12 protein-coding genes are annotated in these 16749 nt (G+C 67.7%); 9 read left to right on the forward strand and 3 right to left on the reverse strand.

Features of this window, described 5'->3' with window-relative positions; all coding sequences use genetic code 11:
- The first annotated feature begins 62 nt into the window (after positions 1-62).
- The 6 genes from accD to CFB35_RS20255 all read left to right on the forward strand — a co-directional run bounded on the left by accD (position 63) and on the right by CFB35_RS20255 (position 6752).
- Complete coding sequence (gene accD, locus CFB35_RS20230; RefSeq protein ID WP_040139428.1) at positions 63-935, forward strand: acetyl-CoA carboxylase, carboxyltransferase subunit beta; 873 nt, start codon at positions 63-65, stop codon at positions 933-935.
- Positions 936-1030: 95 nt separating this feature from the next.
- Entirely contained in the window at positions 1031-2341 is a 1311-nt protein-coding gene (gene folC, locus CFB35_RS20235; protein WP_059582747.1) for a bifunctional tetrahydrofolate synthase/dihydrofolate synthase, read from the forward strand.
- A 29-nt stretch (positions 2342-2370) separates the two neighbouring features.
- Positions 2371-3213 carry an SPOR domain-containing protein gene (locus tag CFB35_RS20240; protein WP_059582744.1) on the forward strand — a complete coding sequence of 281 codons (843 nt, stop codon included), beginning with the start codon at positions 2371-2373 and terminating at the stop codon, positions 3211-3213.
- A 6-nt stretch (positions 3214-3219) separates the two neighbouring features.
- Positions 3220-3714 (forward strand): CvpA family protein, encoded by a 495-nt coding sequence (locus CFB35_RS20245; RefSeq protein ID WP_059582742.1) that lies wholly within the window; start codon positions 3220-3222, stop codon positions 3712-3714.
- A gap of 51 nt (positions 3715-3765) precedes the next feature.
- Positions 3766-5298 carry an amidophosphoribosyltransferase gene (purF, locus tag CFB35_RS20250; protein WP_059582739.1) on the forward strand — a complete coding sequence of 511 codons (1533 nt, stop codon included), beginning with the start codon at positions 3766-3768 and terminating at the stop codon, positions 5296-5298.
- A 263-nt stretch (positions 5299-5561) separates the two neighbouring features.
- The gene (locus CFB35_RS20255) at positions 5562-6752 is read left to right on the forward strand and encodes an O-succinylhomoserine sulfhydrylase (RefSeq protein WP_059583129.1); all 1191 of its coding nucleotides are present in this window, start codon (positions 5562-5564) and stop codon (positions 6750-6752) included.
- A gap of 103 nt (positions 6753-6855) precedes the next feature.
- Here the strand turns inward: CFB35_RS20255 and CFB35_RS20260 are convergent, their stop codons facing one another.
- Genes CFB35_RS20260 through CFB35_RS20270 form a run of 3 tightly spaced genes read right to left on the reverse strand, consistent with a single transcriptional unit; the run spans position 6856 to position 9954 of the window.
- A complete protein-coding gene (locus CFB35_RS20260) occupies positions 6856-7821 on the reverse strand; it encodes an NAD-dependent epimerase/dehydratase family protein (protein WP_060009488.1) in 966 nt (321 codons plus the stop codon).
- Positions 7808-8854 carry a GDP-mannose 4,6-dehydratase gene (gene gmd / locus CFB35_RS20265; RefSeq protein ID WP_059639179.1) on the reverse strand — a complete coding sequence of 349 codons (1047 nt, stop codon included), beginning with the start codon at positions 8852-8854 and terminating at the stop codon, positions 7808-7810. Before gmd ends, CFB35_RS20260 begins: the two co-directional genes overlap by 14 nt.
- Before the next feature lie 35 nt (positions 8855-8889).
- A complete protein-coding gene (locus tag CFB35_RS20270) occupies positions 8890-9954 on the reverse strand; it encodes an acyltransferase (protein ID WP_060009485.1) in 1065 nt (354 codons plus the stop codon).
- A gap of 444 nt (positions 9955-10398) precedes the next feature.
- On the opposite strand from CFB35_RS20270, the gene CFB35_RS20280 reads away from it, so the two are divergent.
- Genes CFB35_RS20280 through CFB35_RS20290 form a run of 3 tightly spaced genes read left to right on the forward strand, consistent with a single transcriptional unit; the run spans position 10399 to position 16587 of the window.
- Positions 10399-12615: a hypothetical protein gene (locus CFB35_RS20280; RefSeq protein ID WP_089465488.1), complete on the forward strand. Its 2217-nt coding sequence runs from the start codon at positions 10399-10401 to the stop codon at positions 12613-12615.
- Positions 12616-12655: 40 nt separating this feature from the next.
- On the forward strand, positions 12656-14122 hold the full coding sequence (locus CFB35_RS20285) for a flippase (RefSeq protein WP_059582726.1): 1467 nt from the start codon (positions 12656-12658) through the stop codon (positions 14120-14122).
- Positions 14119-16587: a glycosyltransferase family 4 protein gene (locus tag CFB35_RS20290; RefSeq protein WP_179231768.1), complete on the forward strand. Its 2469-nt coding sequence runs from the start codon at positions 14119-14121 to the stop codon at positions 16585-16587. Before CFB35_RS20285 ends, CFB35_RS20290 begins: the two co-directional genes overlap by 4 nt.
- Positions 16588-16749 lie beyond the last annotated feature (162 nt).

The following is a 16749-nucleotide window of genomic DNA, read 5'->3' on the forward strand; positions in this document are numbered from 1 at the left end:
CAACACAGGAAGCGGGAACGGGCCGCGTCGGCCCGCCCCGCCACGGAACAGGAAACCATACGATGAGCTGGCTCGACAAACTGTTGCCGCCGAAGATCAAGCAGACCGACCCGAAAAGCCGCAAGGGCATTCCGGAAGGCCTGTGGGTCAAGTGCCCGTCCTGCGAGGCCGTTCTCTATCGCAACGACGTGGACGCGAACCTGCACGTGTGCCCGAAGTGCGATCACCACATGCGCATCGGCGCGCGCGAGCGCCTCGACGGGCTGCTCGATCCGGAAGGCCGCTACGAGATCGGCCAGGAGGTCGTGCCGGTCGACTCGCTGAAGTTCAAGGACAGCCGCAAGTACCCCGATCGTCTGAAGGAAGCGATGGACGAAACCGGCGAGACCGACGCGATGGTCGTGATGGGCGGCGCGATCCACACGCTGCCGGTCGTGGCAGCGTGCTTCGAGTTCTCGTTCATGGGCGGCTCGATGGGTTCGGTCGTCGGCGAGCGCTTCGCGCGCGGTGCGCAGAACGCGCTGGAGCAGCACGTGCCGTTCATCTGCTTCACGGCATCGGGCGGCGCACGGATGCAGGAAAGCCTGCTGTCGCTGATGCAGATGGCCAAGACCACCGCGATGCTGACCAAGCTGGCCGAAGCGAAGCTGCCGTTCATCTCGGTGCTGACCGACCCGACGATGGGCGGCGTGTCGGCGAGCTTCGCGTTCCTCGGCGACGTCGTGATCGCGGAGCCGAAGGCGCTGATCGGCTTCGCCGGCCCGCGCGTGATCGAGCAGACGGTCCGCGAGAAGCTGCCGGAAGGCTTCCAGCGCGCCGAATTCCTGCTGAAGACGGGCGCGATCGACATGATCGTCGACCGTCGCAAGATGCGCGACGAGATCGCGCAGTTGCTCGCGCTGCTGCAGCGACAGCCGGCCGACGCGCTGGCCTGACCGGCGCAACGTCGTGACTCCGCGCGTCGCCTGGCTTCTCAGGCGGCGCGCTTTGCTTTTTGGCGTAGTGGCGGTACCGATCCAGATTTGATCCGATGAGCACATTTCCCACTCTCGACGCGTGGCTTTCGCATCTCGAACGCGCGCACCCGGTCGGCATCGACATGGGCCTGACCCGCATCGGGCAGGTCAAGGCGGCGCTGCAGCTCGAATTCGCGTGCCCGGTGATCACCGTCGGCGGCACGAACGGCAAGGGCTCGACCTGCGCGTTCCTCGAGACGATTCTCGTGCGCGCGGGTTACAAGGTCGGCTGCCACACGTCGCCGCACCTGCTCGCATTCAACGAGCGCGCGCGCGTGAACGGGCAGAACGTGACCGACGACGAACTGCTGCCGCACTTCGAGGCCGTCGAAGCCGCGCGCACGTCGCTGGCCGAGCCCGTGTCGCTCACGTATTTCGAATTCACGACGCTCGCGATCCTGCATCTGTTCGCCTCGCGCGGGCTCGACGCGGTGATCCTCGAAGTCGGCCTCGGCGGCCGGCTCGATGCGGTGAACATCATCGACACCGATTGCGCGATCGTCACGAGCATCGACATCGACCACACCGAATACCTCGGCGACACGCGCGAGAAGATTGCGTTCGAGAAGGCCGGGATCTTCCGCGCGGGCAAGCCGGCGATCTGCGGCGATCCGGCCGCGCCGCAGACGCTCGTCGACCACGCCGAAGCGATCGGCGCCGATCTGTGGCTCGTCGGCCGCGATTTCCGCTACGAGGCGCAGGCAGGGGCCGAGCGCCAGCAATGGAGCTACCTCGGCCGCGACAAGCGCTATCCGGCGCTCGCGTATCCGGCGCTGCGCGGCGCGAACCAGCTGATCAACGCGTCGGCCGCGCTCGCCGCGCTCGAGGCGCTGCGCCCGGTGCTGCCGGTGTCCGCGCAGGACATCCGGCTCGGGCTCGCGAACGTCGAGCTGCCGGGGCGCTTCCAGGTGCTGCCCGGCAAGCCGGCGATCGTGCTCGACGTCGCGCACAACCCGCATGCGTCGGCCGTGCTCGAGCAGAACCTCGGCAACATGGGCTTCTTCCCGTACACGTACGCGGTGTTCGGCGCGATGCACGACAAGGACATCGACGGCGTGCTGCAGCACCTGAAGGGAGAGATCGACCACTGGTGCGTGACCGACCTGCCCCTGCCGCGCGCGGCCTCCGCGGAGCAGCTCGAAGCCGCGCTGCGCAAGGCCGGCGTGGAGGAGGGGCCCGATTCGAGCGTGACGCGTTACGCGTCGCCCGCGGAAGCGTTTCGCGGTGCACTAAAAAGAGCATCCGAGAATGATAGAATCGTGGTTTTCGGCAGTTTCCATACGGTTGCCGGCGTGCTGGCCTACCGTAAATCGCAGCAACACTGACTGACGGGCAGTTTCGGACTCAGCCATTCATGGGAATTTTCTCGTTCGGCAAGAAAGACGACGACGCGCCCCCGCGGCGCGGCGGTCGCACCGGGGCCTCCCGGAACGTGCGCACGGAGCGCACTGAACGCGTCGAGCGCCGCACGCGCCGCACCGAGCGTCCGGAATCGGACGCACTGCTCCTCGATCCGACCCTTCCTGAAAAGCAACGCGCGCGCCGTCGCCTCGTCGGCGCGATCGCGCTCGTCGTGGCCGCCGTGATCGTGCTGCCGATGGTGCTCGACTCGCACCCGAAGCCGGTCACCGACGACATCGCGATCGACATCCCGAACCGGCCCGCGCACCAGGCGGTCGCGCCGCGCGACGACGACGTGTCCGACGTGCAGGCGGGCGTCGCGCACGACGAACCGCCGGCCTCCGACACGGCCATGGCGGCCGCACCGGCACCCGCCCCCGCGCCGAAGGATGTCGCCAAGCCGGCCGCGAAACCCGATACGACCACCACCGCGAGCGTGACGCCGCCGAAGCCCGCGCCGAAGCCGGCCGCTCCGGCGGCGAAACCGGCCGCGCCGAAGCCTGCGCCCGCAACCGTCGCGAATGCCGGCGCCGCGAGCCCGGACGGCGGCGACGCATCGTCGCCGGCGTCGCCGGCCGGTGCGCGCTTCGCGGTGCAGCTCGGTTCGTTCAAGGACGCCGCGACCGCCCGTTCGTGGGCCACCAAGTTGAAATCGGCGGGCGTGCCCGCATATGTCGAGCACAGCAAGCAGGCCGACGGCAGCACGGCTACACTGCTGCGTGCCGGCCCGTTCGCGGATCGTGCGGCGGCATCCGCCGCGATCGCGAAGGTGCGCGAAGCCGGACTGACGCAGTAACGTGCGATGCTGACGGCTTTCGACTACGCTGTATTGGCGGTGATCGCGTTGTCGGCGTTGCGCGGCGCGTGGCGCGGCTTCGTGTCCGAGATTTTCGGGCTGATCGGCTGGATCGCGGCGGTCGTGATCGCGGGCCGCTACGTCGGGCTGGTCGTGCCGTACATTCCGGCGAACTGGCCGGGCGGCGCGCTGACGCAGTGGGTGATCGCCTTCGCGTTGCTCGTGATCGGCGTCGTGCTGGTCGCCGGCGTGGCGAACGCGCTGCTGTCGCGGATCGCGCAGGCGAGCGGCCTGGGCGGCGTCGACCGCTCGCTGGGCATGATGTTCGGGCTCGTCCGCGGCTGTGTGCTGGTGGTGCTGCTGGTCGCGGCGGCCGGGCTGACCGAACTGCCCAAACAGGATTTCTGGCGCAATGCGCTATTGCGTCCTTTTGCCGAACAGGGCGTGCACGAGCTGAAGCAGCTCCTGCCCGACGGCATGGCCCAGTACGTACGCGTGTGACGGCGCGGCCGGGCAGGACGGAACCGATTTTGTCATCTTGAAGGACATGCCATGTGCGGCATCGTAGGCGTTATCTCCCAATCCCCTGTCAATCAGCTGATCTATGACAGCCTGCTGCTGCTGCAGCATCGCGGTCAGGACGCGGCGGGCATCGCGACGGCGGACGGCAGCAATTTCCACATGTACAAGGCGAACGGCATGGTGCGCGACGTGTTCCGCACGCGCAACATGCGCAGCCTGCCCGGCACCTACGGCATCGGCCAGGTACGCTACCCGACGGCCGGCTCGGCGTCGAGCGAGGCCGAGGCGCAGCCGTTCTACGTGAACGCGCCGTTCGGGATCATCCTCGCGCACAACGGCAACCTGACGAACTGGATGCAGCTGAAGGACGAGATGTTCCGGATCGACCGCCGGCACATCAACACCAACTCCGACAGCGAAGTGCTGCTCAACGTGTTCGCGCACGAGCTGCAACTGTCGACCACGGGCCTCGAGCTCGACCCGGCGTCGGTGTTCAAGGCGGTCTCGGGCGTGCATCGCCGCCTGCAGGGTTCGTACGCGATCGTGTCGCTGATCGCCGGCTACGGCCTGCTCGCGTTCCGCGACCCGTTCGGCATCCGCCCGCTGTGCATCGGCAAGCTCGAAACCGAGCACGGCACCGAATGGATGGTCGCGTCGGAGTCGGTGGCGGTCGAAGGCATCGGTTTCGAATTCGTGCGCGACCTGGAGCCGGGCGAAGCGGTCTTCATCGACAAGGCCGGCAACTTCCACAGCCAGCAGTGCGCGGAGAACCCGACGCTGAATCCGTGCATGTTCGAATACGTGTATCTGGCCCGTCCGGATTCGTGCCTCGACGGCGTGCCGGTGTACAACGTGCGCCTGCGCATGGGCGACTATCTCGCCGAGAAGATCAAACGCGAACTGCCGAACGTGCCGATCGACGTCGTGATGCCGATTCCCGATTCGTCGCGCCCGGCCGCGATGCAGGTCGCCGCGAAGCTCGGCGTCGAGTACCGCGAAGGCTTCTTCAAGAACCGCTACGTCGGCCGCACCTTCATCATGCCGGGGCAGGCCGTGCGCAAGAAGTCGGTGCGCCAGAAGCTCAACGCGATGAGCATCGAGTTCAAGGACAAGCACGTGCTGATCGTCGACGATTCGATCGTGCGCGGCACGACCTCGCACGAAATCGTGCAGATGGCGCGCGATGCGGGTGCGAAGTCGGTGATCTTCGCGTCGGCGGCGCCGCCCGTGAAATTCCCGAACGTGTACGGCATCGACATGCCGACGCGTGGCGAGCTCGTCGCGCACGGCCGCACCGACGAAGAAGTCGCGAAGATCATCGGCGCCGATCACCTGATCTATCAGGACGTCGACGATCTGCGCCGCGCGGTGCGCGACATCAACCCGAAGCTCGAGCGCTTCGAGGCGTCGTGCTTCGACGGCAACTACATCACCGGCGCCGTGACGCCCGAGTACCTCGATGCGATCGAGCGCGCGCGTCTCACGCCGGCGTCGCAGGCCGATCGCGATACGGCCAGCGATACCGAGCGCTCGCAGATGAACCTGCAACTGTCGGTCGAGTAACTCACGCCGGCGCGCGCTTGGATCGAGGCGTGATAGGATGTGGCCTTGCGTCGATTTGATATCAGCTTGCGGACGCGGGGCAACTTCCCAAAACAGCTAAAGCGAAGGCCGGCGGCAGCCGGCCCGAGTCGATCGCTGTCGTACCGCACCGAAGCCCGCTGATGCCGACGCATAGCGGGCTTTTTGTTTTTGGCCTCGGTTTTGACCGGGTCCGCGCCTCGTGCATGACCATCGGCGCGGCCATCGAATACGGAAAACGGAACATGGACGACTCCCTCAACTTCGACACGCTTGCCGTGCGCGCGGGCACGCTGCGCAGCGACTTCAACGAGCATTCGGAAGCGCTGTTCCTCACGTCGAGCTTCTGCTTCTCGAGCGCGGCCGACGCGGCCGAGCGCTTCGCGAATTCGGAAGACTATTTCACCTATTCGCGCTTCACGAACCCGACCGTCACCATGTTCCAGGAGCGTCTCGCGGCGCTCGAGGGCGGCGAGGCGTGCATCGCGACGGCGTCGGGCATGGCCGCGATCATGTCGGTCGTGATGTCCGCGCTGCAGGCGGGCGACCACCTCGTCAGCTCGCGCAGCCTGTTCGGCTCGACGCTCGGGATGTTCTCGCAGATCTTCAGCAAGTTCGGGATCACGACGACCTTCGTCGACCCGACCGACCTGAACGCATGGCAGGAAGCCGTGCGGCCGGAAACGAAGATGTTCTTCCTCGAGACGCCGTCGAACCCGCTGACCGAACTCGCCGACATCGAGGCGATCGGCAAGATCGCGAAGGCCGCGAACGCGCTGTTCGTCGTCGACAACTGTTTCTGCAGCCCGGTGCTGCAGCAGCCGCTGAAGCTGGGCGCGGACGTCGTGATGCACTCGGCGACGAAATTCCTCGACGGGCAGGGCCGCGTGCTCGGCGGCGCGCTGGTCGGCTCGAAGGAATTCATCATGGGCAAGGTGTTCCCGTTCGTGCGCAGCGCGGGCCCGACGCTGTCGGCGTTCAACGCGTGGGTGCTGCTGAAGGGGATGGAGACGCTGTCGCTGCGCGTCGAGAAGCAATCGGCGAACGCGCTGGAGATCGCGCGCTGGCTCGACGCGCATCCGGCAGTCGCGCGCGTGTTCTACCCGGGCCTCGAATCGCATCCGCAGCATGAACTCGCGAAGCGCCAGCAGAAGGCGGGCGGTGCAATCGTGTCGTTCGAGCTGAAGGGCGACACGCCGGAGCAGCAGCGCGCGAACGCGTGGCGTGTGATCGACAACACGAAGCTGGTGTCGATTACCGGCAACCTCGGCGACACGCGCACGACGATCACGCATCCGGCCACCACGACGCACGGCCGCATCACGCCGGAAGCGCGTGCGGCGGCGGGGATCACCGAAGGGCTGATTCGCCTCGCGGTCGGGCTCGAGCACGCGGGCGACATTCGCGACGATCTCGCGCGCGGCCTGGACAGCTGAGCGATACGGCCGGTTTTTGCCCGGCATCGATGAAACGGGCCGCTCGAGAGAGCGGCCCGTTGTCGTTTCGGCGCATGCCGTTGCGCGCGTGTTTTGCCGACGTTCAGCCCGCGGCGTGCGCGGGCGGCGCGGCACGCATCGCGTCCACCATCCAGCGCAGCGTTTCGTCGAGCGGCGTGATCGGCAGTTCGCCCACCGCGCGCCGCAGCTTGTCGCGCGACCCGCTCAGGCGCTTCACTTCGTTGTGCCGCACGAAGCGCGGATCGATCGTCACGTCGATCACGTAGCCGGCGATGCGCGACAGCATCGCCAGCACTTCCTTCAGCGAATACGCGCGCTCCGAACAGACGTTGAACGTCTCGCCGGCCGGCGCGGCTTCGATCAGCTTCAGATAGGCGGCCGTCACGTCGCGCACGTCGGAGAAATCGCGGCTCACGTTGAGATTGCCGAGCGAGATCCGCGGCGCGTTGCCCGCAAAGTGCGCGACGAGCTTCGGCAGCAGATACGCATCGCTCTGGCCGACACCCGTGTAGTTGAACGGCCGCGCGATCACGATCGGCAGCCGGTCGGCCCACAGCTTCGCCGCATATTCCATTGCGAGCTTGCTGACCGCGTAGTCGTTCGCCGGGGCCGGCGCGACGGTTTCGTCGAGCACGCCGGCCGTCGAGTTGCCGTAGACGTTCGCGCTGCTTGCGAGCAGCACCGCCGACGGGCGGCGGTCGAGGCCGTCGAGCGCGGCCAGCAGGTTGCGCGTGCCGACGATGTTGACCGCGTAGGTCTGCGACGGCTCGTCCTGCGCGACATGCGCGCGCGCGGCCAGATGCACGACCGCGTCGGGCCGCGCGTCGGCCGCGGCCGCGCGCATGGCCTGCGCGTCGAGCAGGTCGACGGGCAGCAGCGTGCAGTGCGCGAACGCCGGATCGGCGGGGCCGGGCGTGCCGGGCGCGACCGTGCCCCAGACGTCGTAGCCGGCAGCCTGCAGGCGTTCGACCATGTAGCGGCCGGTGAAGCCCGTCAGGCCCGTGACGAATGCACGGCGCGACGGACGCCCGGCCTCAGAACGTGTCATGGTGTTGATTCCGCGTCAAATCCGCTTCGACCATCATCTGGCAAAGTTGTTCGAGCGTCGTCTTCGGTTCCCAGCCGAGTTTGCTTTTCGCCTTGTCCGCGCAGCCGATCAGCAAGTCGACTTCCGCGGGGCGGTAGAACTTCGGGTTCACTTCGACGAGCACGTTGCCGGTCGATGCGTCGAGGCCGCGCTCCTGCTCGCCCTTGCCGGTCCATTCGAGCTGGTAGCCGGCCGCCGCGAACGCCATCCGCACGAAGTCGCGCACGGTTTCGGTGCGGTTGGTCGCCAGCACGTAGGTGTCGGGCTCGTCGGCCTGCAGCATGCGCCACATGCCTTCGACGTATTCGAGCGCGAAGCCCCAGTCGCGTTTCGCGTCGAGATTGCCGAGCTCGAGCCGGGTCGCCTTGCCGAGCCGGATCTTCGCGACCGTGTCGGTGATCTTGCGCGTGACGAATTCGCGGCCGCGCAGCGGCGATTCGTGGTTGAACAGGATCCCGCTGCTGCCGAACAGGCCGTACGACTCGCGGTAGTTCACGGTCATCCAGTGCGCGTACAGCTTCGCGACGCCGTAGGGGCTGCGCGGGTAGAACGCGGTGGTTTCCGTTTGCGGGATCGCCTGCACCTTGCCGAACATCTCGGACGTCGACGCCTGGTAATAGCGGGTCTTCGGGCTCACGACCCGAATCGCCTCGAGCAGGTTCAGCGGGCCGATGCCGGTCACTTCGGCGGTGGTCGCCGGCTGGTCGAACGACACGCCGACGAAGCTTTGCGCGGCCAGGTTGTAGAGCTCGTCCGGCTGCGTGCGTTCGAGCAGGCGCAGGCTCGAGCCCGCGTCGGTCAGGTCGTGTTCGACGAGCGTCAGGTTCGGGTGCGTGTCGACGCCGAGCTCGGCGATGCGCCAGAAATTCACCGAGCTGGTGCGGCGATAGGTGCCGGTGACTTCGTAGCCCTTGTCGAGCAGCAGTTTGGTCAGGTACGCACCGTCTTGCCCCGAAATTCCGGTGATGATGGCCTTTTTACGCGTTTGGCTCATGGCGTTGTCCTGGTAGAAGCGATGGATGATGAGATTCAGGCGGTCGTGCCGGCGGCGGCCGGCAGCGCGCGGCGCGCGGGCCCGCGCGTCAGGCGCCGTTCGAAGCCGTACCAGCTCAGGGTCGCGTACGCGAGCGTGATCGCAAGCGCCAGCGCGGCCGTGACGAAACGGTTCAGGTGCAGCGGCCACAGCGCGTACAGCACGCTCAGGTGGATCAGGTAGACGGTGTAGCTGACGGTGCCGACGTAGACGAGCATCGGGTTCGTCAGCACGCGTTGCACGAGGCCGCGCCCGCGCAGCGCGATCACGACGATCGACGTGCACAGCAGCAGCGAGATGCTGTAGAGCGCCGCGTTCGACAGCGGCGTGTTCGCGGCGCGAAAGCGCGGGAACGACAGGTGCAGCCAGCCGAGGATCGCGAGCGACACGAGCGCGCCGACGATCGCGAGCGGATAGAACGGCTCCAGCGCGCGCCGGTCGCGGCGCAGCACGATCGCGAGCAACGCGCCGGCCGCGAGCAGGTCCATCCGGAACGGCGTCAGGTAGTAGATCGGCCAGAACGAATCGAACCACGGCGTCGCGATCGCGCGCAGCACCGGCGCCGCGACGATCAGCGCGGCGGCGACCCACAGCAGCGCGCGCTCCGAGCACCACAGCACGACGAACGGCCAGAAGATGTAGAACTGCTCCTCGACCGCGAGCGACCACAGCACGTTCAGGCTGTCATGGCCGATGCTGCCGAGCGACAGCCCGATATTGGTCGAGAAGAACGCGAACCACGGCCAGTGCGGCAGCCAGCTCGCGCCGAACAGCAGCGTCGACACCGCCAGCAGCAGCACGTACGGCGGCAGGATCCGGCGCATGCGGCGTGCGTAGAAGTGGCTGAAGTACGACTGCCCGCGCGCCTTGCGATCGAGCAGGATGCCGGTGATCAGCAACCCGCTCAGCACGAAGAACAGATCGACGCCCATCCACAGCGGCGCCTTCAGCGCGTGCTGCAGGAACACGGCGCCCACGGCGATCGCGCGCAGTCCGTCGAGCTGCACGATGCGGCCGTGTTGCGGCGGGGCGAGGTCGGCGGGGCGCGACAGGGCCGTCATCGCGCGGCTCCTTCACGACCCGCATCCGATGCGTGTACGTATTGCATGCCTTTAAATGAAATAGGGAATCGAAAACGATTCTAGGGAAAAGAAATCGGTAAAAAAACGCGCGTCATTTATCTGACGGCAAATACCCGAATGCCGATTATTACGGTCGCGAGACGAAAGATTTGCACCGGGCGGCCGCCAGACGCGGCGCGGGGCGGAACTTTCTACGTGGCGGCGCGGGAAAGGCGGTCGTTATTGCCGTTTCCGGGCCGGATTGACTGCCTGTTCCGGTTCGATATTTCTGGCGGAAACATCCCCAAATATTTCCAAATTTCTTGTGATTATTTTTGCTTGTAACCTGCATCGCGACGTTTGAAACCCATTTAGCGACAGGGCGCAGCCGCCGGCCATCCGAGGCTGCGCCGGTCGTTGTTGCATCGAGTCTGGAGAAGCGCATTGCGACGTCTGATTCTGGTTGGCGTGACGGTATGCGCGGCGCTGCTGACGAGCGCCGTGCCGGCCGAAACGGTGTTGCCCGCGACGACCTCGTGGATCGGCAACACGTTCGGCTATGGCGACGGCAGCTGGACGCAGATCGACATCCGCGCGATCGCGGTGACGCCCGACGGCAAGGTGTATACGAATGCGCCTTGGGACGAGAGCGGCGCCGAGGCGAGCGTCTACCAGGACGGGAAGATGCTCGGCTTCGCCGGCGGCACGCACGGCTGGGGCAATCTCGGCGGCAACGCGATCGCGGTGAACGGCAAGTATGCGTATGTCGCGATCGGCGTCGGCAACGAGCGCGGCCACCTGCAGTCGCCCGGCATCTGGCCGGACAAGGGCAAGCAATGGTTCGGCATCTCGCGGCGCACGATCGGCGACATGAAGCAGCCCGCGCCGTTTCGCGCGGCGCCGCCCGTCGCGCCGGGCGGCCGCGCCGATGCCGGCCGCGCGCGAATGGCCGCCAGCTTCATGATGATGAACGAGGTGCCGGCGCCCGCGCGCTCGGAAGTGGGCGACGCGAAGGCGGAAGTGGGCGGCCTCGCGGCCGACGACAAGACGCTGTTCGCGACCAATCCGTCGCGCGACGCGGTGGACGTGTACGACGCGGAGACGATGCAGCGGAAGGGCACGTGGAGCGCGCACGAGCCGGGCCGCATCGCGCTCGCGGGCGACGGCACGCTGTGGCTGCTGACCGATACGCTCGGCGGGCCCGCGCATCTCGTGCACGTGCGGGCCGACGGCCGCAAGCTCGACGACGCGCCGGCGCTGCCGGCAGGCACCGACGCGGTGGACGTGGCGGTCGATGCGAAAGGGCGCGTGCTGGTCGCGGACAACGGGCCGCGCCAGCAGATCCTGATCTTCTCGAAAGGCGCGAACGGCTATGCGCAGTCGGGCTCGCTCGGCGAGCGCGGCGGCATCTTCGCGGGGCCGGTGCCGGGGCGCCCGGGGCCGCAGCGCTTCAACGGGCTGACCGGCGTCGGCGTCGACCGCGCGGGCAACGTCTACGTATCGATGAACGGGATCGGGCCGCGCCACGACACGATCGGCGCGGGGCTCGGCGCGGTGCTGGAAAGCTACACGCCGGACGGCAAGCTGCGCTGGCAGGTGCAGGGGCTGCTGTTCGTCGACGGCGCGTGGCTCGACCCCGCGCGGCCGAACAGCGTGTACACGGGCAACAAGCGCTTCGAGCTCGACCTGTCGAAGCCGCCCGGCCAGGACTGGAAATACGTCGGGTTCCTGTCGAACCGCTTCAAGTATCCGGACGACCCCGTGTTCCACACCGACCAGTATCCGGGCATGCCGATCGCGCGGCGCGTCGACGGCCGCACGTTCCTGTACCTGACCGACATGTACGCCGATCATCTGAAGATCTACCGCTTCGACGCGAAGCGCGACGGCGAGGTCGCGATTCCGTCCGGCCTGATCGCGGGCCGCGCGCGGCCGGTCGACAAGGTGCCGAACAAGCCGCCGGGCGGCGACTGGCTGTGGCGCGACGCGAACGGCAACGGCCGGATCGATGCCGACGAGTCCGAGCTCAACACGACGGGCAAGGCGAAGGCGGGCGGCTGGGGCTGGTGGGTCGACACGAAGGGCGACATCTGGCGCACGAGCGACGTGCGCGGCATCCACCGCTTCCAGTACGGCGGCGTCGACAAGGCCGGCAACCCGATCTATTCGTACGACAAGGTCACGACCTACCCGATGCCGCAGCCGTTCACGCAACTGCGCCGGTCGATCTACGACGCGCAGACGGACACGCTGTACGTGACCGGCTACACGGCCGACGCGCCGCCGCAGCCGGGCATCAACAAGGAAGTCGGCCGCGTGCTGGTGCGCTTCGACAAGTGGTCGAGCGGCTCGCCGGTGGTGCGCTACCAGGTCGCGCTGCCATGGCAGCTCGATGCGAAGCCGATCCTCGACCTGATCGGGATCACGGTCGAAGGCCGCTACATCTTCACGGTGGAGCCGGTCGGCAAGATCCACGTGTACGACAAGGAAACCGGCAAGGAAGTGGGCGTGATGAGCCCGGGCGCCGAGGTCGGCAAGGCCTCCGGCTGGGTCGACGTGCCGTTCGGCATCAGCGCGTTCCGGCGCGAGAACGGCGAATACCTCGTGTTCGTCGAGGAAGACGCGCGCGGCAAGGTGCTGATGTATCGCTGGAAACCGTGACGGGCGGCGCGCCGTCGTCGACGTCACTCAAGGCTTAAGCATGGACAAAGGCATACTCAAGAACGTTTCGATCAACTTCATCGGGCTGATCCTGCCGACCTTCGTGTCGCTGGTGACCGTGCCCGCGTACATCCACGCGCTCGGCGTCGAACGCTACGGCGTCGTCAGCCTCGTGTGGACGCTGATCGGCTATTTCGGGATCCTCGATCTCGGGATGAGCATGGCCGCGCAGAACCACATCTCGAAGGCGCTCGCGAGCGGCGACGCCGACGAAAGCGCGCGCGTGTTCTGGAGCGCGTTCTGGCTGAATCTCGGCACCGGCATCGCGGGCGGGTTGCTGATCTATTTCGGTGCGTTCGTCTACACCGCGTATTTCACGAAGGTGTCGGCCGCGATGCAGCACGAGGTGTATCTCGCGCTGCCGTGGCTCGCGCTCGCGATTCCGCTCGCAAACGTGTCGTGGGTGTTCGCCGGCGCAATCAACGGCGCCGAACGGTTCGGCGTGTTCAACACGAACCAGACGATCGGCACGTTCCTGTTCCAGCTGCTGCCGCTCGCCGCCGCGTGGTGGATCGCGCCGAACCTGCAGACGGTGCTCGCCGCGGCCGTCGTCGCGCGGCTGATCGCGGCGGTGATGCTCGGCCAGGCCAGCATCAAGGTGCTCGGCATCCGCCGCATCGATCCGCCGCAGTGGGGTACCGCGAAGGGGCTGTTCAACTTCGGCGGCTGGATGCTGATCGCGAGCACGACCAGCATGATCGCCGACACGCTCGACCGCGTGATGCTCGGCGCCGGCATGGGCGCGAAGTTCGTCACCTACTACACGGTGCCGCAGAACCTCGTCACGCGCCTGAACATGCTGCCGAACGCACTGGTGCGCACGCTGTTTCCGCGCCTGTCGGCGGTCGGCCGCGATCACGCGGATACCCTCGCGCGCCAGTCGCTCGAATTCCTGAACGGCGTGTTCACGCCGGTCGGCATCGTCGCGATCTTCGCGCTCGCGCCGTTCCTCACGCTGTGGGTCGGCGCCGATCTCGCCGCGCATTCGGCGCCGGTCGGCCGCGTGCTCGTGATCAGCGTATGGCTCGTCGGGCAGGCGAGCGTCACACGCATCCTGATCCAATCGCAGGTCAACCCGGCCCGCGCGGCATTCGCCGGGCTCGTCGAGATGCCGTTCTTCGTCGGCGGCCTGTGGCTCGGCATTCATCACTTCGGGCTGATCGGCGCGGCGGTGGTCGTCGCGGCGCGCGCGCTCGTCGACTACGGCGTGCTGCTGTATCTGTCGGCGATCCGGATGCGCGCGATCGTGCTCGACATGCTCGCCCATCTCGCCTTCCTGCTCGCTAGCCTGTTTCTGGCGCAAGCGTGGCCGGGGCTGGTCCAGTCGATCGGCCTGTGCGCGATCGTGCTGGTGCTGAACGTTGCGTGGTCGCTCACGATGACGCCGGGATTGCGTGCACTCGTGCGCGACCTGTTCGTCCGTCTCAATGCGAGGAGAACTGCATGAATCGCGATCTGGCGGAACACGCCGTCCTGAATCTCGCCACGGCCGACGCCGCCGTGGCCCACGCGGGCGACGCCGCCGCGCTGCACCGCGCGGTGCCGGCCGAACGGGCCGGCGCGCGGCAGCCGGCGCGTGCGCTGCGCGTGGCGATCGTCCACGACTGGCTCGTCACCTACGCGGGCGCCGAGCGCGTGCTCGAACAGATCGTCGCGTGCTTTCCCGACGCGGACCTGTTCAGCCTCGTCGATTTCCTCGACGACCGCGCGTTCGTGCGCGGCAAGCCGGTGACGACGTCGTTCATCCAGAAGCTGCCGTTCGCGCGCACCAAGTACCGCAGCTACCTGCCGCTGATGCCGCTCGCGATCGAGCAGCTCGACGTGTCCGAGTACGACCTCGTGATCTCGAGCAGCCACGCGGTCGCGAAGGGCGTGCTGACCGGGCCGGACCAGGTGCACATCAGCTACGTGCATTCGCCGATCCGCTATGCGTGGGACCTGCAGCACCAGTATCTGGAACAGTCGAATCTCACGCACGGGCCGAAATCGCTGCTCGCGCGGATGATTCTCCATTACATCCGCAACTGGGATACGCGCACCGCGAACGCGGTGGACGGCTTCGTCGCGAATTCCGCGTTCATCGCGCGGCGCATCAAGAAGGTCTACCACCGCGACGCCGCGGTGATCTTCCCGCCGGTCGACGTCGACGCGTTCTCGCTGAACGCGGCGAAGGAGGACTTCTACCTCACCGCGTCGCGGATGGTGCCGTACAAGAAGATCGACCTGATCGTCGAAGCGTTTTCGCGCACGCCCGAGCGCAAGCTCGTCGTGATCGGCGACGGCCCCGAGATGCAGAAAATCCGCGCGAAGGCCGGCCCGAACGTCGAGATCATGGGCTATCAGCCGTTCGCGGTGCTGCACGACCGGATGCGGCGCGCGAAGGCGTTCGTGTTCGCGGCCGAGGAGGATTTCGGGATCTCGGTCGTCGAGGCGCAGGCGTGCGGCACGCCGGTCATCGCGTACGGCAAGGGCGGTGCGCTCGAAACCGTGCTCGACCCGCAGTCGAACCTGAACCCGACCGGCCTGTTCTTCGACGAACAGACGCCGCACGCGATCGTCGCGGCCGTCGACGATTTCGAGCGCGCGCCGCAGCGCTTCACGCCCAACGCGTGCCGCGCGAACGCGGAGCGGTTTTCCGCCGACACGTTCCGGCAGCGCTTCCTCGACTACGTGGAGCAAGCGCTGCCCGGCTCGACCGCGCGGCGCGGCACGGCCGCGCCGATGCCGGCCGCGCGCGGCCCGGCGACGCTCGTGCTCGATCAGAGCGGCGTGCTCGGCGGCGCCGAGCTGTCGCTGCTCGAGATCATGAAGCACATGCGCGCGAACGCCGACGTGCTGCTGTTCGACGACGGCCCGTTCCGCGCGGCGCTCGACGAGATCGGCGCACGCGTCGACGTGGTCGACCAAGGCGCGCTCGCGGGCGTGCGCAAGCAGGGCGGCGTGTCGTTCGGCGCGGTGAAGCAGCTCGTGCGGCTCGTGCGCGACGTGGCCCGGCGCGCGCGCCGCGCGGAGGTGATCTACGCGAACACGCAACGCGCGATGGTGGTCGCCGCGCTTGCCGGGCGGCTCGCGCGCAAGCCGGTGGTCTGGCATTTGCGCGACATCGTCAGCGCCGACCATTTCGGCGGCAAGCAGTTGCAGGCGATCAAGTACTGCGCGCGGCTCGGCGTCACGCGCGTGATCGCGAACTCCGATGCATCCGCGCAGGCGTTCCGCGCGCTGACGGGCTTCACGCCGCAGCACGTCGACGTCGTGTTCAACGGCATCTCGGCCGAACCGTTCGATGCGCTGGAAGGCGTGAGCCAGGCGGCGCTGCGCGCGCGCCTCGGGTTGCCGACGGACGCATGGCTGGTCGGTTCGTTCAGCCGGCTCGCGCGCTGGAAGGGGCAGCACGTGCTGCTGGAGGCCGCCGCGCGGCATCCGGACATGCACGTGGTGCTGGTCGGCGCGCCGCTGTTCGGCGAGGACGACTATGCGGCGCAACTGCACGAATACGTCGCGCAGCACGGGATGGACGAGCGCGTGCATTTCCTCGGATTCCAGCGCGACGTGGCCGCGTGCATGACGGCCGTCGACGTCGTCGCGCATACGTCGATCACGCCCGAACCGTTCGGGCGGGTGATCGTCGAGGGGATGCTCGCGCGCCGACCCGTCGTCGCGGCGCGTGCGGGCGGCGTCGTCGAGATCATCGAGGACGGCGACAACGGGCTGCTCTGCGAGCCGGGCAACGCGGCCGCGCTGGCCGATGCGCTGGCGGCGCTCAAGCGCGACGGCGCACTGCGCGAGCGGCTCGTCGCGAGCGGGCGCGCGACCGCGGTGCGGCGGTTCGGGACCGAAACCTACGTGGAGCGGGTCGAGAAGATTCTCTCCGATACGGCGAAGGCCGCCCGGGCCGCGAAAGCGAAGAAATAGCAGCCGGCGCGCGCCGGCGGGAAACGAGCCTCCGTGCGGCGTCGTGCCGTGCGGGGGCTTCGTCTTTCGGCGGGCGAGGCGCGTGGTTGGGGCGGGCTGGCGGGCTCGAGCCCGAGTCCGAGTCGGCGTGATCGCGGCCGATCGTCATCCGGAACGGGAGCG

This window comes from Burkholderia sp. AU16482 (assembly GCF_002223285.1).
Lineage (GTDB): Bacteria > Pseudomonadota > Gammaproteobacteria > Burkholderiales > Burkholderiaceae > Burkholderia > Burkholderia semiarida.

Bases quoted from the DNA above. Each gene is read 5' to 3' on its own strand.
- accD (WP_040139428.1), top strand. From the start codon at position 63: ATGAGCTGGCTCGACAAACTGTTGCCGCCGAAGATCAAGCAGACCGAC.
- folC (WP_059582747.1), top strand. From the start codon at position 1,031: ATGAGCACATTTCCCACTCTCGACGCGTGGCTTTCGCATCTCGAACGC.
- CFB35_RS20240 (WP_059582744.1), top strand. From the start codon at position 2,371: ATGGGAATTTTCTCGTTCGGCAAGAAAGACGACGACGCGCCCCCGCGG.
- CFB35_RS20245 (WP_059582742.1), top strand. From the start codon at position 3,220: ATGCTGACGGCTTTCGACTACGCTGTATTGGCGGTGATCGCGTTGTCG.
- purF (WP_059582739.1), top strand. From the start codon at position 3,766: ATGTGCGGCATCGTAGGCGTTATCTCCCAATCCCCTGTCAATCAGCTG.
- CFB35_RS20255 (WP_059583129.1), top strand. From the start codon at position 5,562: ATGGACGACTCCCTCAACTTCGACACGCTTGCCGTGCGCGCGGGCACG.
- CFB35_RS20260 (WP_060009488.1), bottom strand. From the start codon at position 7,821: ATGACACGTTCTGAGGCCGGGCGTCCGTCGCGCCGTGCATTCGTCACG.
- gmd (WP_059639179.1), bottom strand. From the start codon at position 8,854: ATGAGCCAAACGCGTAAAAAGGCCATCATCACCGGAATTTCGGGGCAA.
- CFB35_RS20270 (WP_060009485.1), bottom strand. From the start codon at position 9,954: ATGACGGCCCTGTCGCGCCCCGCCGACCTCGCCCCGCCGCAACACGGC.
- CFB35_RS20285 (WP_059582726.1), top strand. From the start codon at position 12,656: ATGGACAAAGGCATACTCAAGAACGTTTCGATCAACTTCATCGGGCTG.
- CFB35_RS20290 (WP_179231768.1), top strand. From the start codon at position 14,119: ATGAATCGCGATCTGGCGGAACACGCCGTCCTGAATCTCGCCACGGCC.